The following is a 19,777-nucleotide window of genomic DNA, read 5'->3' as shown; positions in this document are numbered from 1 at the left end:
TTGCCCGGCTGCAGCTGTTCAATCCCAGATGGTGATGCTCAGGCGGGCTTCGCGGTTTCCTCGCGGTCCACGTGATGGGTGACCCACCACTGCTGGCCCAGGCCGACGATGCCGTTCACCGCGTAGTAGAGACACAGGCCGGCGGGGAAGAAGGCGAACATCACCGAGAACAGCAGCGGCATCACCTTCATCATCTTCGCCTGGGTCGGGTCCATGCCCGCGGCGACGGGGTTCAGCCATTGCGTGCCCAGCATCACCAGCGCGTAGATGATCGGCAGGATGTAGAGCGGGTCGGCGGCGCTGAGGTCGGGGATCCACAGGAACGGTGCATGGCGCAGTTCCAGGCTGTACTCGAGCACGTAGAACAGGCCGTAGAACACCGGCATGGTGATCAGCACCGGCAGGCAACCGCCCATCGGGTTGACCTTCTCCTTCTTGTACAGCTCCATGGTGGCCTGCTGCATCTTCAGCTTGTCGTCGCCGTAGCGCTCCTTCAGCTGCGCGATGCGCGGCGCCAGCTTGCGCATGCGCGCGCTGGAGCGGTACTGCACGGCGGTGAGCTTCCAGGTGAGACCCTTGATCAGCAGCACCAGCAGGATGATCGCCACGCCCCAGTTCTTGGAGATCGCGTGGAACTGCGACAGCACCCAGTGCATCGGTACCGCGATGGCCTTGAACATGCCGTAGTCGATGGTCAGGTCCAGGCCCGGCGCGATCGCGTCCAGCGTGCCTTGCACGTTCGGGCCGATGTACAGCCGCGACTCGCTGCTCAGGCTCTGCCCCGGCGCCACGCTGAGGGCGGGGCCGACGGCGCGGATCAGGTGGCGCGGATGGGCGCTGTCGGGGTTGAGGGTGGTGGTGGTGTAGTGATCGGTCTGACCCGCCGGCGGAATCCACGCGGCGAAGAAGTACAGCTTCAGCATGGCGGCCCAACCGCCCTTGTAGGAGGCGTCGAGCGCGTCGTCCTTCTCGGCGAAATTCTTGAACGGCAGCTTTTCGAACTTCTCACCGGTGTACCAGGCGGCGCCCTGGAAGCTGCGCGACTCGGGATCCATGAGGCTCTTCAGCCAGCCGCTCGGCTTGGGCGGCTCCACCCGCAGCAACTGGCGGTAGGCATTGCCTTGCCAGGTCTGGGTGCTGCCGTTGTCGATGCGCTGGGTCAGCCCGATCACGTAGCTGCCGCGCTTGAAGGTGTAGATCTTGGTGACCTTGAGGCCGTCGGCGTTCTGCCAGGTCAGCGGCACCTGCAGCTCGTCCTGGCCGCTGGCCAGTTCGTAGGCCGCCTTGTCGCTGTGGAACAGCGCCAGGTGGTTCGGCTGATCCTGTGCACCGCTGCTGCTGACCAGGCCGTTCTGCGCCACGAAATAGCGCGTGTCGCTGTCGTTCAACAACGCGACCGGCGGCGGCGTGGGTTGCTTGTGGGTGGGCGCGACGGAGGGGTAGGCGAGCAGGTCGGTGTGCACCACGCTGCCACCGCGGGTATCCACCACCAGGCGCAACACGTCGGTGGTGATGGTGATGCGAGACGAGGTGGCAATAGTTGGCGCCGCGCTCTGCCCCGCGGTGACGGCGGCCGGTGGCGCGCCTGCTTCGGGGATCGCGCCGGGCACGCTGGCATCAGCCGGCGCCGCGGTGCTGGACGCGCTGGCCACGGCCGCTTGTGGCGGCTGCGGTGCGTAATCCTTCTCCCAGGCCAGAAACAGCAGATAGGCAACCGCCAGCAGGGCGAACATGAGGAAGGTGCGCGTTTGATTCATCGCGTAGCAAATCCGGTAACGCCACGACTGGGGAAGGCCGCGGAGGCAGAAAGAAAGAGGTCAACGGCCGATTGTGGTGGTGTCGTCGGCCCGCTTCAATGGTTCGGTGGCCGCGGATCGGCCAGCGATCAGCTTTTTCCACAGCACGTCGATCTCCGCCAGCAGCTGCGGCCCGGGCACGTTGGCCGCCTGCTCGCGCGCCATCACCATCAGGTCGACGGAAGGCAGTTGATGGCGTACGCGACGAAAGGATTCACGCAGCAGCCGCTTGATGCGGTTGCGTTCCACCGCGCGTTTGGAAACGCGCTTGGAAATCGCCAGGCCGAGGCGGGCATGGCCCAGCTCGTTGTCGCGGTAGCGCATATGAAAACAGCGGCCGCCTGCGCGTCCGCTGCTTGCTCGCAAGGCGGCGAAGTCACCAGGCCGACGTAGCCGCGCCTCGCGCGGCAGGTCGGCATGAGGCATCACCGGTACGCCGCTTACGGGATCAGGCGCTTGCGGCCCTTGGCGCGACGGGCGTTGATGATCTTGCGGCCGTCGGCGGTGGCCATACGGGCACGGAAACCGTGCGTGCGAGCGCGCTTGAGCTTGCTGGGCTGGAAGGTCCGCTTCATGGCTTACTCCGAAGGGAATGTGGATAAAAAGGTTTGCGAGTATGTGGTCAGATCGCGCTGCTGTCAAATACACGGCCCAATGAGCCTGTGGACACCATGTGGATAAAACGGCCGGGCGGCGGGCCGAACTGGTAGACTTGCCGATCGACATTCCGCGCGCCAGCGCCCCTGCAGTGGACTGAGTAGATCGATGAGTGATTTGTGGCGACGTTGCCTTGAGCGTCTCGAAGGCGAACTGAGCGCCGAGGACCTGCACACCTGGCTGATGCCGTTGCAGGCCCGCGACAGCACCACGGGCCTGCAGTTGTTTGCGCCCAATCCCTATACGCTCGATACCGTGCGCGACCGCTACCTGCCGCGGATCGAGGCGGTGATGCAGCAGCTGACCGGCCACGCGCTGACGGTGCGGCTGGAGGTGGGTTCCAACTCGGCCCGCCCGGCACCGGCCGCCAAACCCGCGCCTGCGCCAGTTCGCGCCACACAGGAACCGGCCGCGGCCAGTTTTCCGCACAACCTGGACCCGCATTACACCTTCGAAACCTTCGTCGAGGGCAAGTCCAACCAGCTGGGCAAGGCCGCCGCGATGCAGGTGGCGATGAATCCCGGCCGCGCCTACAACCCCTTGCTGCTGTATGGCGGCACCGGCCTGGGCAAGACCCACCTGATGCACGCGGCCGGCAACCTGATCCGGCAGCAGAATCCGGAGCGCAAGGTGCTGTACCTGCGCTCGGAGCAATTCGTGGGCTCGATGATCGAGGCGCTGCGCGCCAAGAGCATGGATCAGTTCAAGCAGCGCTTCCGCTCGGTCGACGCGCTGCTGATCGACGACATCCAGTTCTTCGCCGGCAAGGACACCACGCAGGAGGAGTTTTTCCACACCTTCAATGCGTTGTTCGAGTCCAAGCAGCAGATCATCCTCACCTGCGACCGTTACCCGAAAGAGGTAGACAAGCTCGAACCGCGCTTGAAGTCGCGCCTGGGCTGGGGCCTCAGCGTGGCGATCGAGCCGCCGGATTTCGAGACGCGCGCGGCGATCCTGCTGGCCAAGGCGCACGACAAGGGCGTGGCGGTGGACGAGAACGTGGCGATGCTGCTGGCCAAGCGCATCCGCTCCAACGTGCGCGACCTCGAGGGCGCGCTGAACACGCTGGCGGCACGCGCCAATTTCTACGGCAAGCCGATCACCACCGACTTCGCCGAGGAGACCTTGCGCGACCTGCTGGCCACCCACGCCCAGGCGATCACCGTCCCCAACATCCAGAAGATCACCGCCGAGTACTTCAACGTGCGGCTGCAGGATCTGCTGTCCAAGCGACGCGTGCGCTCGCTGGCGCGGCCGCGGCAGTATGCGATGGCGCTGTCGAAGGAATTGACCGAGCACAGCCTGCCGGAGATCGGCGAAGCGTTCGGCGGGCGCGATCACACCACCGTGCTGCACGCCTGCCGCACAATCCGAAAATTCGTCGAAACCGATACGCGCATGCGGCAGGACTGGGAACAACTGATCCGCACGCTGACCGGCTGAGGTGACTCAGTGCGCAAAAGTCATGCATAACTGGTGGGGCTGGCTGTGGATAATAGGTGGATGAAACGCGGTAAAAAGTTACCCACAACTGATCAACAGCCGGCGCCACCGCTCAAGCACAGCCAAGAACACCAGCAAGTATTTGATTGTTATCGCAATATGGCGCTATAAAAGTTATCCACGGTGCCTACAACAACAACTAAACTTCTTTTAAAAAAACAGAACAGAAGCTAGGGGAAGCGAAATCATGCAATTCAGCATCCAGCGAGAAGCCTTGCTCAAACCGCTGCAGCAGGTGATCGGCGTGGTGGAACGCCGCCAGACGCTCCCCGTGCTCGCCAACCTGCTGGTCAAGGTGGGCGACGGCAAGGTGTCGCTGACCGGCACCGATCTCGAAGTGGAAATGGTTGCCGCCACCAGTGCCGAAAAGCTGGCTGATGGCGAGATCACCATCCCGGCCCGCAAACTGTTCGACATCGTGCGCGCACTGCCGGATGGCGCCCAGATCGACCTGAAACTCAACGGCGATCGGGTGGCGCTGAATGCGGGACGCAGCCGCTTCACGCTGACCACGCTGGCGGCCAGCGAATTTCCCACCGTCGACGAGATCGAGCTGGTGGAAACCGTAAGCCTGCCCGAACAGGTGCTGCGCGACTTGATGGAACACACCTCGTTCGCCATGGCCAACCAGGACGTGCGCTATTACCTCAACGGCATGCTGCTGGATCTGCAGGAGCACACGCTGCGCTGCGTGGCTACCGACGGCCACCGCCTGGCGATGAAGGAAACCCAGCTGCAGAGCTCGGTCACCACGCGTCGCCAGATCATCATCCCTCGCAAAGGCGTCAACGAGCTGGTCGGCCTGCTGGAGTCAGGCGACGGCGAGGTGGAGCTGGAATTTGGTCGCAACCACCTGCGCGTGCGCCGCGGCAGCGTGGTGTTCACCTCCAAGCTCATCGACGGGCGTTTCCCCGATTACGAGGCCGTGATCCCGCTGGGTGCCGACAAGACCGCCACGCTGGATCGCGAGGTGTTGCGCGGTGCGTTGCAGCGCGCGGCGATCCTGTCCAACGAGAAGTACCGTGGCGTGAAACTGGAACTGTCGCCGGGCAAGCTGCGCATCGTGGCGCACAACCCCGAGCAGGAAGAGGCCGTGGAAGAGGTCGAGGCCGATACCCACGTTTCCGATCTCGCCGTCGGTTTCAACGTCGGTTATCTGCTGGACGCACTGGCGGCACTGGACGGCGAGAAGGCCCGGCTGAGCCTGCGTGACGCGCAGTCGAGTTGCCTGGTGCAGGAAGAAGCCAGCGAGCAGGCCCGGCACGTGATCATGCCGCTGCGACTCTGACGCTTCATGACGGAGCTTTGCTGGAGCAAACACGCGCCGGGCGTCTCATGACTGCCCGGCGTTTTTTCGTGCGGGGGTTGCCGCATGCGATTTGAACGGTTGCGCATCCAGGGGTTGCGTTGCCTGTCCCGGGTGGATGTGGAACTGGGGCCGGGCATCAACGTGTTCGAGGGCCCGAATGGCGCCGGCAAGACCAGCATGCTGGAAGCTGCGTTCCTGCTGTCGCATGCGCGCTCGTTCCGCAGCGGTGCCAAGGAGGCGCTACTGCAGCGCGGTGCGCCCGAGCTTGCGGTGTTTGCCGAGCTGAAGCATGACGATGGGCGGTCGAGCCGGGTCGGGCTGGGGCGGGCAGGGTCGCCACGATGGGATGCGAAGATCGACGGCGAGAAGGTGGCACTGGGCGCCCTGGTGGGAGAATGCGCCGTAGTGTGCTTCGAACCGGGGTCGCACGCGCTGATAGCGGGTGCGGCGGAAGAACGCCGGCGCTACCTGGATTGGGGTGTGTTCCATGTGGAACATGCTTTCCTGGATAATTGGCGCCGCTACCAGCGCGCATTGAAGCAGCGCAATGCCTTGTTGCGGTCGGCCACAGTGTCCGACGAGCTTTACCAGCCGTGGGAGGCCGAGCTGTCCCACGCCGCCCAGGCCATCGAGGCGCTGCGCCAGGACTACCTGCAGCAGCTGGAACCCTTGTTGTCCGCCAGCACCGCCGGCCTGCTGCCGGAGTTGGGTGACGTGGAGCTGCGCTACAAGCGGGGCTGGCCCGATGGCGTCGATCTCGCCGATGCACTGCGGGAGCAGCGCCCCCGCGATCGGATCAGGGGACACACCACGTTCGGCGTGCACCGGGCGGACTGGTCTATCGCGTTCGCCCATGCGCCGTTGCGCGAGCACTTGTCGCGTGGCCAGGAAAAGCTCACGGCTCTGGCATGCCTCCTGGCGCAGGCGGCGCTCTTCGCGCGCGATCGCGGTGAATGGCCGGTCGTCTGCCTCGATGATCTGGCTTCCGAGCTGGATCAGGCGCATCAGCAGGCCGTGGTCACCGAGCTGGAGGCCGCGGGCGCCCAAGTCCTGCTGACCGGCACCGATTTGCCGACGCCGCTGAAGGCCGTGCCGCACCGGTTGTTCCATGTGGAACAGGGCAATGTGGCGCCCCTGCTATAATCCATAGGTTGCATCTACCCAGATTGCATAACCTTGCATAACCCTTGCCCGGCTTACATGGCGCCGCGTCGGGCGGGTTCTGGCGCCAGGAAACGGGCAACGCATGAACGAATCCCAAGACTCCACCTACGACTCCAGCAACATCAAGGTCCTCAAGGGCCTGGAAGCCGTACGCAAACGGCCAGGCATGTACATCGGTGATACCGATGACGGCACCGGCCTGCACCACATGGTGTTCGAGGTGGTCGACAACGCGATCGACGAAGCGCTGGCCGGCTATTGCGACCGGGTGACGGTGACCATCCACGAGGATGGTTCGGTAAGCATCAGCGACAACGGCCGTGGCATCCCGGTGGACATGCACCCCGAGGAAGGGCGCTCCACCGCGGAAGTGGTGATGACGGTGCTGCACGCCGGCGGCAAGTTCGACGCCAACTCGTACAAGGTCTCCGGCGGCCTGCATGGCGTGGGCGTCTCGGTGGTCAACGCCTTGAGCGAGCACCTGTGGCTGACGATCTACCGCAACGGCCTGGAGCACCTGCAGGAATATTCCCTGGGTGAACCGCTGTACCCGCTGAAGGTGGTCGGTCCCTCCACCAAGCGCGGCACCCTGGTGCGCTTCCTGCCGAGCCCGGCAACCTTCACCAACAACATCGAGTTCCACTACGAAGTGCTGGCCAAACGCCTGCGCGAGCTGTCATTCCTGAATTCCGGCGTCACCATCGTGCTGACCGACGAGCGCGGCGACGGCCGACAGGACACGTTCGCCTACGAAGGCGGCATCCGCTCTTTCGTGCAGCATCTGGCGCAATTGAAGACAGCGCTGCACCCCAACGTGATCAGCCTCACCGCCGAACACGACGGCATCGTGGTGGAAGTGGCCATGCAGTGGACCGATTCCTACCAGGAAACGATGTTCTGCTTCACCAACAACATCCCGCAGCGCGATGGCGGCACCCACCTCACCGGTTTCCGCGCCGCACTGACACGCTCGTTGCAGAACTACATCGAAAAGTCCGGCATTGCCAAGAGCGCCAAGGTCATGCCTTCGGGCGATGACATGCGCGAGGGCATGATCGCGGTGCTGTCGGTGAAGGTGCCCGATCCGAAATTCTCGTCGCAGACCAAGGACAAGCTGGTGTCGTCCGAGGTCAAGACGGTGGTGGAGCAGGTCGTCAACGAAAAGTTGGGCGAATTCCTGCTGGAACACCCCAACGAGGCCAAGGCGATCGCCTCCAAGGTGGTCGATGCCGCCCGTGCCCGTGAAGCTGCACGCAAGGCCCGCGAGATGACCCGCCGCAAGGGCGCGCTGGACATCGCCGGTCTGCCCGGCAAGCTGGCCGACTGTCAGGAGAAGGACCCGGCCTTGTGCGAACTGTTCCTGGTCGAGGGTGATTCCGCCGGCGGCTCGGCCAAGCAGGGCCGCAACCGCAAGACCCAGGCCGTACTGCCGTTGAAGGGCAAGATCCTCAACGTGGAAAAGGCGCGCTTCGATCGCATGCTGTCCTCGGCCGAGGTGGGCACGCTGATCACCGCGCTGGGCACCGGCATCGGCAAGGACGAGTACAACCCGGACAAGTTGCGCTACCACCGCATCATCCTGATGACCGATGCGGACGTCGACGGCTCGCACATCCGCACCCTGCTGCTGACCTTCTTCTACCGGCAGATGCCCGAACTGATCGAGCGCGGCCACATCTACATCGGCCTGCCGCCGCTGTACAAGGTGAAGCAGGGCAAGCAGGAGCTGTACATCAAGGACGACACCGCGCTGAACGACTATCTGATCTCCAGCGCCGTCGACAATGCCTCGTTGACCTACAGCCCGGATGCGCCGCCGATCACCGGCGAAGCATTGGAGAAACTGCTGCGCGGCTACCAGTACGCCCAGGACCAGATCGCCAAGCTGGCCCATCGCTTCGACGCGGCGGTGCTCAACGCGCTGCTGGAACATCCGCCGATCGAACCGGCGCTGTGGGCCGATGCGACCGCCATGCAAGCCTGGCTGGACGGCGCCGCGCAGCGCCTGGCCGCCAGCGGGCTCGGCAAGCCGCACTACCGCCTGTCCCTGCGTCCCGGCCACGATGAGCATCCGCCGGCGATCGAGGTGGTGAAGGAACAGCATGGCCTCAGCCATACCTGGTTCCTGCCGCAGCCGTTCTTCAGCAGCAACGAGTTCCGCCCGTTGCTGGCGATCAGCCAGCAGATTGCGGGCTTGATCCAGCCCGAAGCGGTCGTGCGTCGCGGCAACGCGTCGCGCGGCGTGCTGAATTTCGTCGATGCCCGCAACTGGCTGCTGGACGAGGCTAAAAAAGGCCGCAGCATCCAGCGCTTCAAGGGCCTGGGTGAAATGAACCCGGAGCAGCTGTGGGACACCACGGTCAACCCCGACACCCGCCGCATGCTGCAAGTGGGTATCGAGGACGCCATCGCCGCCGATCAGATCTTCTCCATGCTGATGGGCGAGGCGGTGGAACCGCGCCGCGACTTCATCGAAACCAATGCGTTGAAGGTGGCGAACCTGGACATCTAAGCGCGTCGGGCAATCGCGAATGTGATGCCCGGCTCGGCTTCGTCCGATCAAATATGTCCGGAAAAAGGTGGACAATCCGAAAGGTTCGCGCAAGAAACATCTAAGTAATTGAAATACTTAATGTTTATTTTATAAATCAACGCTTGTCACCGTGCGCCGGGACGCGCTACGCTCAGCGACCCCTCACGCGTCAGCGTGAACCCCCTAACCACGAGGACCGTCATGAAGCCCTTTCATCTGTTTCGGACGCTGGCTGGCGCGACCGTCGCGCTGGCCCTGATCAGCAGCCCGCTGATGGCGCGCCCGCACAAGGCGGACACCGACAAGAAGGAAGCGTTGTATCCCGACGCGACCCGTGAAGCGCCCAAGCTCGACCTGACCAGCAAGAAGGATCAGAAGGCGATCAACGAAGGCCTCGATGCGGTCAGCCTGGGTGACAAGGCAAAAGCCGAACAGGTGCTGGAGCCGATCGTCGAAAGCAGCAAGAGCAAATATGCCCAGGCTCTGGCGCTGCAAGGGCTGGCCAACCTCAAGTACAACGACGGCGACGTCAAGGGCGCCATCGGCACCTTGCAGAAATCGCTGGCCATCGGCGTGATGCCCAACGACACCTACTTCCAGTTGCTCTACGAACTGGCGCAATTCCAGATGGCCGACGAGCAATACCAGGCGACGCTGGACACCATTGCGAAATGGCGCGCCGAGGGCAAGAAGGAAACCGCCGACTCGTACGCACTCGAAGGCAACGCCTACTACCGGCTGGAGAAATACCCCGAGGCGATTGCGGCCGTCCAGAAGGCCAAATCGATGACCGACAAGCCGAAGGAAAGCTGGGACCAGATCCTGATGGCCAGCTATGCGCAAAGCGGCCAGAAAGACCAGGCGATGAAGCTGGCGCAGGAGCAGCTCGCTGCCAACCCGAATGATCCGGAGGCCCGCGCCAATGCCGTATCGGTGCTGGTCAATGCCGAAAAATACCCCGAGGCCATCCAGCTGCTGGAGAAGGCCCGCGCCGCAGGCACGTTGACCGACGAAAAGGACAACATGACCCTGGCCAAGCTCTACCTGCTGCAGGCGCAGAGCAGCAATGACCCGGCACCGAACGCGGCGAAGGCGGCCCAGGTGCTCCAGGACGGCATCGCCAAGCACACGATCACCGGCAACAGCGAGACCTACAAGCTCATGGGTCAGTCGTACGAGATGGCCGGCAATTCGGACAAGGCGATCGCCGCGTACAACCTGGCACTGCCGCAGGCTACCGATGGCGAATCCGCCCTGCGCGCCGCGCATCTGCTGATGGTGGAAAACAAGTTCAGCCAGGCCAAGCCGCTGCTTGAACAGGCGATCCAGAAGGGCGTGAAGCACAAGGGCACGGCCTACATGTTGCTGGCCGAGACCGAACGTGGCCTCAAGAACAAGCCGGCAGCGATCGCCGCCATGAAGCAGGCAGCGCAGCAGCCGGAAACCGCAGAAAAGGCCAAGGCGTGGCTTAAAACCGCTGGTGTGAGCAAGTAAACAGCCCTGCGCACCCGTGAAGCAGATGGACGTCCATTTGCGTTATTCACGGGTGCTATACAAATGCCTCGTGCTGTTGTACCGTTGAAAATTCTTCCCCGCGTATCCCCAGCGGCGAGTGCTGTCCGAGAGGGCAAGGCTCGACCCATGCGCTGCGGCACGTCCACTCCGATTGACTAGCTTCAGAAAGTTGACAGATGGCCTCTAGTAACGAAGAAAACGGGCGTGAACCATTCAGTTGGAAACGCACCTGGGCGTTGGCAGTGGCCGTCGGGCTGCATGCTTTCGCGTTCCTGTTGCTGATCGCGCCGATGGCGCCACATCAGAAAGAACAGAAAGCCAAGGAACACATCGTCCAGGTGAGCTTCATTCCGCCGCCGCCGCCGCCGCCACCGCCGCCGCCGCCGCCGCCGGAACCGCCAAAACAGCCGCCACCGAAAATCATCAAGCAGGTCGTGCCGCCGCCGACACCGCCGCCGCCGGCTCCGCCGCCGGCAGTGGAAGAGGTGTCGCAGATGGCCGTGCAGGCTCCGCCGCCGGCACCACCGGCACCGCCCGCACCGCCGACCGAGATCACGGCCAGCCAGGATCTGAGCTACAACAGCCGTATCCAGCCGCGGTACCCGCCACAGGCGATCCGCATGCGGCACGAGGGTACGGTAGTGTTGATGATCCTGGTGGGCACGGATGGTTCGCCGAAGGACATCAAGGTCGACAAATCCAGCGGTTTCCACGAGCTTGATCGTGCGGCTATGGACGCAGCACGACGCTGGCGCTTCAATCCCACAGTACGAAACGGACAAAAGGTCGAGGGGTACGCTCGCGTTCCCGTCAACTTCAATCTCAACCAGATGTAATCGGGCTCCTCCGGTCACATTCTCAGTTCACGCTTGACTTCCCTAGGGTAGCGTTATGTTCCTACAGACTCCTGCACCGTCCGATGCCACTCCCGTCATGGGTGGCAATACCAACGCCGAAGCCATGAAACAGATGGGCTTCGCCAACCTGGCACAGAACTTCGACTGGCTTGGCTGGGTGGTTTTCATCACGCTGGTCGTGATGTCGTTCCTTTCCTGGTACTTCATCATTGCCAACGGTATCCGCAACGCCCAGGTGCGTTCGCGTGCCGACAAGGTGATCAACGATTTCTGGGGCAACGCCTCCACCCAGGACGCCATCCGTGAGCTGGAAGCCCAGCCCAAGGGCGAACCGTTCTCCAAGATCGCGCTGGATGCCGCTTCCGCGGTTGCCCATCACCAGCAGTCGGTTGCCGGTGCGCCTGGTCGCCTGGCCGAATCGCTGAGCCGTTCGGAATTCATCGACCGCGCCCTGCGCCAGGCCGTGGCCCGCGAGAGCCTCCGTCTGGAAGGCGGTCTCACCCTGCTCGCCACCGTGGGTTCGGCGGCACCGTTCGTCGGTCTGCTCGGTACCGTGTGGGGCATCTACCACGCGCTGATCGGCATTGCTGCTACCGGCAACGCGTCGATGAACGCCGTGGCAGGTCCGGTCGGTGAGGCGCTGATCATGACCGCGTTCGGTCTGTTCGCCGCTATCCCGGCGCTGTTCGCGTTCAACTTCTTCAACCGCTCGAACCGTCTGACCTACGCTCGTTTCGACGAATTCGCGCACGACCTTCATGACTTCTTCGCCACCGGTTCGCGCGTCGAAAGCCAGAAGTGAGGGATTGACCCATGGGCATGAGTACCGGTGGCAATAACGGCGGGCCGATGTCGGAAATCAACGTTACGCCGCTCGTCGACGTGATGTTGGTTCTCCTGATCATCTTCATGATTACCGCGCCGCTGATGTCACACAGCATCACGATTGACCTGCCTACCGCCAATCCGAAGGTGAAGGACGATGAAATGCCGGTGCCGCCGCTGGATCTGGCGATCAAGCAGGATGGCAGCTTGTACTTCAACGATCACCCGGTCACGGATGTGGAGTTGCGGGCACAGTTCGCGGTGAACGCGCAGAAGTCGCCGCAGCCGGAACTGCAGATCCGTGCGGACAAGACAACCGAGTACAAGATTGTGCGCAAGGTTCTTGGCGACGCCAAGGACGCTGGCATGGTCCATGTCGGGTTCATGACGACCGGCAAGGAGTAACGAGATGGCATTCAGTACCAATACCAGTGGACCGATGTCGGAGATCAACGTTACCCCGTTGGTCGACGTGATGCTGGTGCTGTTGATCATCTTCATGATCACGGCGCCGGTACTCGCCCACAAGATCAAGGTCGATCTGCCGCAGCCGAATCCGAACGTGATCAATCCACCGAATCCGCTCGATCCCATTCGACTGAAGATCGATGCCGGTGGTGGGTTCTACTGGAACGACACGCCGGTCGATGAGCTGGGACTCAAGGCGCAGCTGGCGGTCATCGCCCAGCAGACCAATCAGCCGGAGATCCAGATCAACGCAGCCGATACGGTGGCTTACGAGTACGTGGCGCGCGTGCTGGCTGACGCGAAAAGCTACAACCTCGTGAAGATCGGCTTCACCGAAGGCGATTGATTCGGTCAACAACCGGTTGCATGAGATAAACAAAAAACCCCGCTTCGGCGGGGTTTTTTGTGGGTGGAAATCGAACCTGTTGTATCGGAAATCGCCTTCGCCTACGCGCCGGCGGCGCGCCACGACGACTCAGCGCAGGATCTGCAGGTAGTTGCGTACGGTGACGGCGAGGCCCTCGTACAGGGCTTCGCCGATCAGCGCGTGGCCGATGGAGACTTCCGCCAGACCGGGGATGGCTGCCTTGAACGTGCCCAGGTTTTTCTGGCTGAGATCGTGGCCGGCGTTGACCGCCAGGCCAGCCTGCTGCGCGCACCGCGCCGTGGTGACGCAAGCTTCCAGTGCCAGGCCAGGCGCATCCTCGGCGAACGCCTTGGCATAGGGGCCGGTATAGATCTCGATGCGTTGCACGCCGATCGCCGCAGCCTGCTCGAAGGCGCGGGTCGTGTTGTCCGCGTCGACGAACAGGCTGACACGGCACCCCAGTTCGCAGAGTTCGGCGACGAGCGGACGCAGCCGTTCGATGTCGCGCAGGATATCGAAGCCGTGGTCGGAGGTGATCTGCCCGTCGCTGTCCGGTACCAGGGTGACCTGGGTCGGACGCACTTCGCGCGCCAGCGCGATCAAGCCGGGGTAGGCGCCGCGCGGACCGGCAAACGGATTGCCCTCGATGTTGTATTCGACCCGGCCGCGCAGCAGGGTAGCCAGCGCACGCACGTCGTCGGGTCGGACATGACGCAGGTCCGGCCGCGGGTGCACCGTGATACCGCCGCAGCCCGCCTCGATGCAGGTACGTGCCGCCTGGCAGATATCGGGTTCGGTATCGCCGCGCGAATTGCGAAGGACCGCGATCTTGTTGAGATTGACGCTGAGCAAAGTCATGGCGGAGTCGATGCAGGTGGCGGAGGCAACGGCTGATCGGATGCGGAATCGCTGCGTGGCCGAAAACAGTGCACCAATCAAACGGCGCTGGCAAGCGCCCTCAGCCGAATCCGTCGCGCCTCACCACGCCATGCCAGCGCACCGACAAAAGCCTGGCCCAGCGCAAGCGGCTGCAGCTGCCAACCGCCCACATCCTCGCCATCGAACCGACGCAGCTGGATCAGTGCGTCGTCGCCGACGACGCTGAGCCGATCCAGGCCGAACGACAGTCCGTGGCCATGCGCTTTCAGCAGCGCTTCCTTGGCCGTCCATATATCAAGGAAAACCCCGCCGCGACGCTCGGGTGCGGCGCTGGCCAGCACCGCAATTTCGTCGTCGCTGAAAAACCGCTGTGCGATTTCCAGCGCCTTGGGCCGCGGACGCTGGCGCTCGATGTCCACGCCTGGCGTGATGCCGCGGGCGACGGCGATCAGTGCGTGGTCGCCGCTGTGCGACCAGTTGAAATCCAGCGCATCAACGTGAATCGCGGCCAGGGCTGGCCGGCCATGGTCGCCCTCGCGCAACTCCACCGCGGACGGGTCGATCGCGAGGTAGCGGGCCAACAGCCGGATCAGCGGCCGGCGACCCTCGGCGCGTTGATAATCCAGTTTCCACACGTGGATCTCGTCATCGTGCAGGGGCTCTGCTACGTTGCCAAGGCGGGGTGTGTCGGCGATCGTCATTCCACCATGGTGACGTTCACCGTGCCTGGGTACAAGCACGGCGCGGCCTGATCATCGGCTCGACCGGTTGCCGTGCAAGTTGCCACAGCGAGGCGCCGTCGGGGGCTTTCGGTGTCGACGCCGCCCACGCGAAACGTCATCGAGGCCGCGTCGTTCGTTTGCCGGGAGAGGGGCTTGATACAGGGTTGGCTGCTGCTGCTGGTATCGCTCCTGTATGTGGGCGTGCTGTTCGTGGTTGCCTACGCGGGCGATCGCCGGCCGCTCTACCCGCGCCAGCCGAAACTGCGTCCCGTCATCTACAGTTTTGCGCTGGCGGTGTACTGCTCCTCGTGGACGTTCTACGGTGCGGTCGGAACGGCGGCGCGCGACGGCCTGGCCTACCTGCCAATCTACCTGGGGCCGATCCTGCTGTTCGTGTTCGGCTTCGGCTTGACGCAGCGGATCGTGCGGATCGTGGGCCAGCGCAACATCACCTCGATCGCCGACTTCATCGGCGCGCGGTTCGGCAAGTCCCATGGCCTGGCGGCGCTGGTAGCTGTCATTGCGGTGACTGCCGTAGTGCCGTACATCGCATTGCAGTTCAAGGCCGTGGCCATGTCGTATGGCGTGCTCGGCGGGCATGCGTCGGTGCCGCTGCCGGCGGACGGCGTGGACAGCGCGTTGTGGTGCGCGGCGCTGCTGGCCGTGTTCGCGATCCTGTTCGGTACGCGCAGCATCGATGCGACCGAACACCATCACGGCATGATGCTGGCGATCGCGCTGGAGTCGTTGATCAAGCTGGTGGCGTTCGTGGCGTTGGCCGGTTACGCGCTATGGCGTGGGCCGGGTCTGGTAGCCACGGTGCAGCTGCCGATGGACCAGCTCAGCCACGGGCTCTCGTCAGGTTTTCTGGCGCAAACCATGTTGGCGTTCTGCGCCATGTTCTGCCTGCCGCGCCAGTTCCAGATCGGCGTGGTGGAATGCGAGGAAGTCGATGACCTGAAGCGCGCGCGCTGGATGGTGCCGATCTACCTGGCCATCATCAGCATGGCGGTGCTGCCCATCGTGGCAGCGGGCACGCACATGCCCGTCGTGCGTGATGGCGCCGCCGATGCCTGGGTGCTCACGCTGCCGCTGGCGTACGGGGACAGCGGCGTCGCCCTGCTGGCCTTCATCGGTGGATTCTCCGCGGCAACCGGCATGGTGATCGTGGCCTCGGTGGCGCTGTCCACCATGATCAGCAACGACCTGGTGATGCCCGCGTTGTTGCGTATCCGCTGGTTGCGGCTGGAACAGCGCGATGACTTGTCGCAGCTGGTGCTGGCCGTGCGCCGGGTGGCCATCGTGGTGTTGGCGCTGATGGCCTACGTCTACTACCGGCTGGCGGCCAACGCGGAAAACCTGGCGGCTACCGGATTGCTGGCCTTCGCCGCAGTGGCGCAGTTCGCGCCCGCGTTGATTGCCGCCCTGTACTGGCGCGGGGCCAGTCGCCGTGGCGTGGTCACCGGTTTGCTCAGTGGCTTCGCGGTCTGGGGTTACACCTTGCTGCTGCCGGCGTTGAGCCGCTCGGGTGCATGGCTGCAGCATGGCCCGCTCGGCCTGGGCTGGCTGCGACCGCAGGCGCTGTTCCAGCTCAGCGGCTGGGATCCGGTGATGCACGGCACGTTCTGGTCGTTGCTGGTGAACGTGGGCTGCCTGGTGTTCGTGTCGTTGCGCTTTCGGCCCAGCCTGGAGGAGCGCCTGCACGCGGCGGTGTTCATCGATGCCGACCCGGCCGGGCGGGGCGGGCCCGGCGATTGGCGCGGCCGCGTGGTGGTGGGCGACCTGCGCACCATCGCCGAACGCATCGTGGGCGAGCGCAGCGCCCGGCGGGCGTTCGATGAATACGGGACGCGGCGCGAGCGGCCGCTGCTGGCGGGCGAGACGGCGGATCGGGCGCTGATCCAGTACACCGAGCGCCTGCTGGCCTCGGCGGTGGGCGCGGCCAACGCGCGGCGCATCCTGATCGGCGCGCTGTCCGGCAGCGGGCTGGACCTGGCCGAGTCGATGGCGCTGATGGACGAGGCGTCGCAGGAGCTGCGCTTCAACCGCGAGCTGCTTTCCACCACGCTGGAGAACGTGTCGCAGGGAATCAGCGTGGTCGATGCAGACATGCGCCTGGTCGCGTGGAACCGCCGCTACCTGGAACTCTTCGACTACCCCGACGGCATGGTCCACGTGGGCGTGCCGGTGGCCGACCTGATCCGCCGCAACGCGGAGCTCGGCGAATGCGGCCCCGGCGAAGTGGACGGCCATGTGGCCAAACGCATCGACTACATGCGGGCCGGCTCGTCGCACCTGTTCCAGCGCACACGACCCGATGGCACCGTGATCGAGATGCGTGGGCGCGCGCTGCCGGGCGGCGGCTACGTCACCACGTATACCGATGTCACCGCCTACAAGCATGCCGAGCAGGCCCTGATCGAGGCCAACGAAACCCTGGAACTGCGGGTGGAGCAGCGCACTGCGGAGCTGTCCGAATCCCTGGTCGCCACGGCGCATGCCCGCCGGGCGGCGGAAACGGCCAACATCTCCAAGACCCGCTTCCTCGCCGCGGCCAGCCACGATTTGCTGCAACCGCTGAACGCGGCGCGGCTGTTCACCTCGGCCCTGCGCCAGCATCCGGGGCTGGATGCCGAAGCCAGCCAGCTGGCCGAACGCATCGACGCCTCGTTCCGCTCCGCCGAGGACCTGCTCGACGCCTTGCTCGATACGTCGCGCCTGGATACGGGCAGCTACCGGCCCGAAGTGAGCGGCTTCGCGCTGGCGGAGCTGTTCGAATCGCTGCAGGCGCAGTTCGCCGTGGTGGCCGAGCAACGTGGCCTGAAACTGCGGGTGGCGACGACCCGCCTCGCCGTGCGCAGCGATCCGCAGCTGTTGCGACGCGTGCTGCAGAACTTTCTCTCCAATGCCTTGCGCTACACGCGCCAGGGCGGCGTGCTGCTGGGCGCGCGGCGGATGGGCGACGAGGTGCGGATCGAAGTGTGGGACTCGGGCCCCGGCATCGCGGCGGAGCAGCGGGCGCGCATCTTCGACGAGTTCCAGCGGCTGGAGCAGCCGTCACCGTGGGGCGAGAAAGGGCTGGGGCTGGGCCTGTCGATCTGCGATCGGCTGGCCGGCATTCTCGGCCATCGGCTCGACCTGCATTCGCGCCCCGGCCATGGCAGCTGCTTCGCGGTCACCGTGCCGCGCAATGAACCGGTGGCGCCGCGGCGGCACAAGATCCTGCAGCGTGGGCCGGATGCACGACTGCCGCTGACCGTGCTGTGCCTGGACAACGATGAATCCATCCTCGATGGCATGCGTGCACTGCTCGGTCGATGGGGCGTGGATTGCCGCACCGCGGTGGACGTGACGCAGGCGCGCATCGAATTGCAACGCGGGCCGGTCGACCTGATCCTCGCCGACTACCATCTGGCCGACGACACCGATGGCTTGCAGGCATTGGAGCAATTGCGGGCCGACTTCGCGCAGTTGCCGCCGGCGGCCATCATCACCGCCGATGGCAGTGTCGAGCTGAAACAGCGGGCGCGGGCGCTGGGTTATCCACTGCTGCACAAGCCGGTGAAGCCGGCGGCGTTGCGGGCGTTGCTGGCTTCGCCGCTGCGGCCGCAGGGTAGCGGCGACTAACAACGGGGGCGGGAGTTCGGCAGGTAATCACTGCGCTGCGCGCCGGATGGCGCGCAGCGTATCGTCGGTATCAGCTCAACGCGGCAGCGTAGAAACGCCCATCAGGAACTCGTCCACGGCGTGGGCGCACTGGCGCCCCTCGCGGATCGCCCAGACCACCAGCGATTGCCCGCGACGCATGTCGCCGGCGGCGAATACCTTGTCGACGCTGGTGCGGTAGCTGGCGGCGCCGTCGGTGCTGGCCTTGGCATTGCCGCGGGCGTCCTTGTCCACGCCGAACGCATCCAGCACCGCCTGCACGGGCGACACGAAGCCCATCGCCAGCAGCACCAGGTCGGCGGCAATCTCGAATTCGCTGCCGGCGACTTCGCTCATCTTGCCGTCCTTCCACTCCAGCCGCACGCCGGTGAGGCTCTTCACGTTGCCCTTGCCGTCGTCGTTGAAGTGCTTGGTGGCCACGGACCAGTCGCGCTGGCAACCTTCCTCATGCGAGGTCGAGGTACGCAGGCGCAGCGGCCAGTACGGCCACACCAGTGGCTTGTTCTCCTGCGCCGGCGGTTGCGGCAGCAGCTCGAACTGGGTCACCGAAATCGCGCCCTGGCGGTTGGAGGTACCCACGCAGTCGGAGCCGGTATCGCCACCGCCGATCACCACCACCTTCTTGGCGGTGGCCAGCGTCTGGTGCTTCAGCCGATCACCGGCCACCACCTTGTTCTGCTGCGGCAGGAAATCCATCGCGAAATGGACCCCCTTCAGCTCACGCCCGGGCACCGGCAGGTCGCGCGGCGTCTCGGAGCCGCCGGCGATGATCACCGCGTCGAACTCGGCCTGCAACTGCTCGGGCGTGACCGCCTCGACCTTGCCGTAGCGGGCGGCGTCCGCCGCCGCACCCACGAAGACGCTGGTGCGAAACTGCACACCCTCGGCGCGCATCTGCTTCACGCGCCGGTCGATATGGCTTTTTTCCAGCTTGAAATCGGGGATGCCGTAGCGCAGCAGGCCGCCGACGCGGTCATTCTTCTCGAACACGGTCACCGCATGGCCCACCCGCGCCAGCTGCTGCGCGGCGGCCAGGCCGGCCGGGCCGGAACCGACCACGGCGACTTTCCAGCCGGTTTTGACGGCGGCCGGCTGCGGCGTGACCCAGCCTTCCTCCCACGCCTTGTCGATGATCTTGTGCTCGATCGACTTGATGCCGACTGCATCGCTGTTGATATTCAGTGTGCAGGCGGCCTCGCACGGGGCGGGGCAGATGCGGCCGGTGAACTCGGGGAAGTTGTTGGTGGAATGCAGCACCTCGATCGCGTGCTTCCAGTCCTGCCGGTACACCAGGTCGTTGAAGTCCGGAATGATGTTGTTGACCGGGCAGCCGTGGTGACAGAACGGGGTGCCGCAATCCATGCAGCGCGCGCCCTGGATTTTCGCCTGCTCATCGGTCAGCTGCTGGGTAAATTCGCGCCAGTGCTTGACCCGCTGCACGGGTGCCTCGGCGGTTTCCACCTGACGGGGGTATTCGAGAAAGCCAGTGATCTTGCCCATTGTCTATTCCTTCGCG

16 protein-coding genes are annotated in these 19,777 nt (G+C 64.5%); 10 read left to right on the top strand and 6 right to left on the bottom strand.

Features of this window, described 5'->3' with window-relative positions; all coding sequences use genetic code 11:
* Positions 1 to 38: 38 nt before the first annotated feature.
* From yidC to rpmH, 3 genes are read right to left on the bottom strand one after another with little or no spacing between them, the layout of a single operon-like run.
* Complete coding sequence (gene yidC / locus ACFPK0_RS00420; RefSeq protein ID WP_377337565.1) at positions 39 to 1,757, bottom strand: membrane protein insertase YidC; 1,719 nt, start codon at positions 1,755 to 1,757, stop codon at positions 39 to 41.
* A 60-nt stretch (positions 1,758 to 1,817) separates the two neighbouring features.
* The gene (gene rnpA / locus ACFPK0_RS00415) at positions 1,818 to 2,222 is read right to left on the bottom strand and encodes a ribonuclease P protein component (protein ID WP_082546050.1); all 405 of its coding nucleotides are present in this window, start codon (positions 2,220 to 2,222) and stop codon (positions 1,818 to 1,820) included.
* 14 nt (positions 2,223 to 2,236) lie between these two features.
* The gene (gene rpmH, locus ACFPK0_RS00410) at positions 2,237 to 2,371 is read right to left on the bottom strand and encodes a 50S ribosomal protein L34 (RefSeq protein WP_007082494.1); all 135 of its coding nucleotides are present in this window, start codon (positions 2,369 to 2,371) and stop codon (positions 2,237 to 2,239) included.
* Positions 2,372 to 2,561: 190 nt separating this feature from the next.
* Between rpmH and dnaA the strand changes: the two genes are divergently transcribed.
* The 9 genes from dnaA to ACFPK0_RS00365 all read left to right on the top strand — a co-directional run bounded on the left by dnaA (position 2,562) and on the right by ACFPK0_RS00365 (position 12,973).
* Complete coding sequence (gene dnaA / locus ACFPK0_RS00405; RefSeq protein WP_056607052.1) at positions 2,562 to 3,896, top strand: chromosomal replication initiator protein DnaA; 1,335 nt, start codon at positions 2,562 to 2,564, stop codon at positions 3,894 to 3,896.
* Positions 3,897 to 4,143: 247 nt separating this feature from the next.
* On the top strand, positions 4,144 to 5,244 hold the full coding sequence (dnaN, locus tag ACFPK0_RS00400; RefSeq protein ID WP_056607054.1) for a DNA polymerase III subunit beta: 1,101 nt from the start codon (positions 4,144 to 4,146) through the stop codon (positions 5,242 to 5,244).
* Positions 5,245 to 5,328: 84 nt separating this feature from the next.
* Positions 5,329 to 6,408 carry a DNA replication/repair protein RecF gene (gene recF, locus ACFPK0_RS00395; RefSeq protein ID WP_377337562.1) on the top strand — a complete coding sequence of 360 codons (1,080 nt, stop codon included), beginning with the start codon at positions 5,329 to 5,331 and terminating at the stop codon, positions 6,406 to 6,408.
* A gap of 103 nt (positions 6,409 to 6,511) precedes the next feature.
* On the top strand, positions 6,512 to 8,941 hold the full coding sequence (gene gyrB, locus ACFPK0_RS00390; RefSeq protein WP_056607059.1) for a DNA topoisomerase (ATP-hydrolyzing) subunit B: 2,430 nt from the start codon (positions 6,512 to 6,514) through the stop codon (positions 8,939 to 8,941).
* Positions 8,942 to 9,163: 222 nt separating this feature from the next.
* Positions 9,164 to 10,456, top strand: coding sequence for a tetratricopeptide repeat protein (locus tag ACFPK0_RS00385; RefSeq protein ID WP_377337561.1), 1,293 nt, complete (start codon positions 9,164 to 9,166; stop codon positions 10,454 to 10,456).
* A 197-nt stretch (positions 10,457 to 10,653) separates the two neighbouring features.
* A complete protein-coding gene (locus ACFPK0_RS00380) occupies positions 10,654 to 11,313 on the top strand; it encodes an energy transducer TonB (protein ID WP_040671100.1) in 660 nt (219 codons plus the stop codon).
* A gap of 97 nt (positions 11,314 to 11,410) precedes the next feature.
* Entirely contained in the window at positions 11,411 to 12,136 is a 726-nt protein-coding gene (locus ACFPK0_RS00375; protein ID WP_056083465.1) for a MotA/TolQ/ExbB proton channel family protein, read from the top strand.
* An 11-nt stretch (positions 12,137 to 12,147) separates the two neighbouring features.
* A complete protein-coding gene (locus ACFPK0_RS00370; RefSeq protein ID WP_007082486.1) occupies positions 12,148 to 12,564 on the top strand; it encodes an ExbD/TolR family protein in 417 nt (138 codons plus the stop codon).
* A gap of 4 nt (positions 12,565 to 12,568) precedes the next feature.
* A complete protein-coding gene (locus tag ACFPK0_RS00365) occupies positions 12,569 to 12,973 on the top strand; it encodes an ExbD/TolR family protein (protein WP_056083467.1) in 405 nt (134 codons plus the stop codon).
* 129 nt (positions 12,974 to 13,102) lie between these two features.
* Here ACFPK0_RS00365 and ACFPK0_RS00360 read toward each other — a convergent pair whose 3' ends face one another.
* Entirely contained in the window at positions 13,103 to 13,852 is a 750-nt protein-coding gene (locus tag ACFPK0_RS00360; RefSeq protein ID WP_056084271.1) for a pyridoxine 5'-phosphate synthase, read from the bottom strand.
* Between the two features lie 77 nt (positions 13,853 to 13,929).
* Positions 13,930 to 14,508, bottom strand: coding sequence for a 4'-phosphopantetheinyl transferase family protein (locus ACFPK0_RS00355; protein WP_377337556.1), 579 nt, complete (start codon positions 14,506 to 14,508; stop codon positions 13,930 to 13,932).
* A gap of 240 nt (positions 14,509 to 14,748) precedes the next feature.
* On the opposite strand from ACFPK0_RS00355, the gene ACFPK0_RS00350 reads away from it, so the two are divergent.
* Complete coding sequence (locus tag ACFPK0_RS00350) at positions 14,749 to 18,222, top strand: hybrid sensor histidine kinase/response regulator (RefSeq protein WP_377337553.1); 3,474 nt, start codon at positions 14,749 to 14,751, stop codon at positions 18,220 to 18,222.
* A 75-nt stretch (positions 18,223 to 18,297) separates the two neighbouring features.
* Here the strand turns inward: ACFPK0_RS00350 and ACFPK0_RS00345 are convergent, their stop codons facing one another.
* Complete coding sequence (locus tag ACFPK0_RS00345) at positions 18,298 to 19,761, bottom strand: glutamate synthase subunit beta (protein ID WP_377337551.1); 1,464 nt, start codon at positions 19,759 to 19,761, stop codon at positions 18,298 to 18,300.
* Positions 19,762 to 19,777: the final 16 nt, after the last annotated feature.

This window comes from Rhodanobacter ginsenosidimutans (assembly GCF_042655685.1).
GTDB classification, from domain to species: domain Bacteria; phylum Pseudomonadota; class Gammaproteobacteria; order Xanthomonadales; family Rhodanobacteraceae; genus Rhodanobacter; species Rhodanobacter ginsenosidimutans.
Note: the sequence above shows the minus strand (reverse complement) of the source record. Positions and strands in the feature narration are given on the sequence as shown.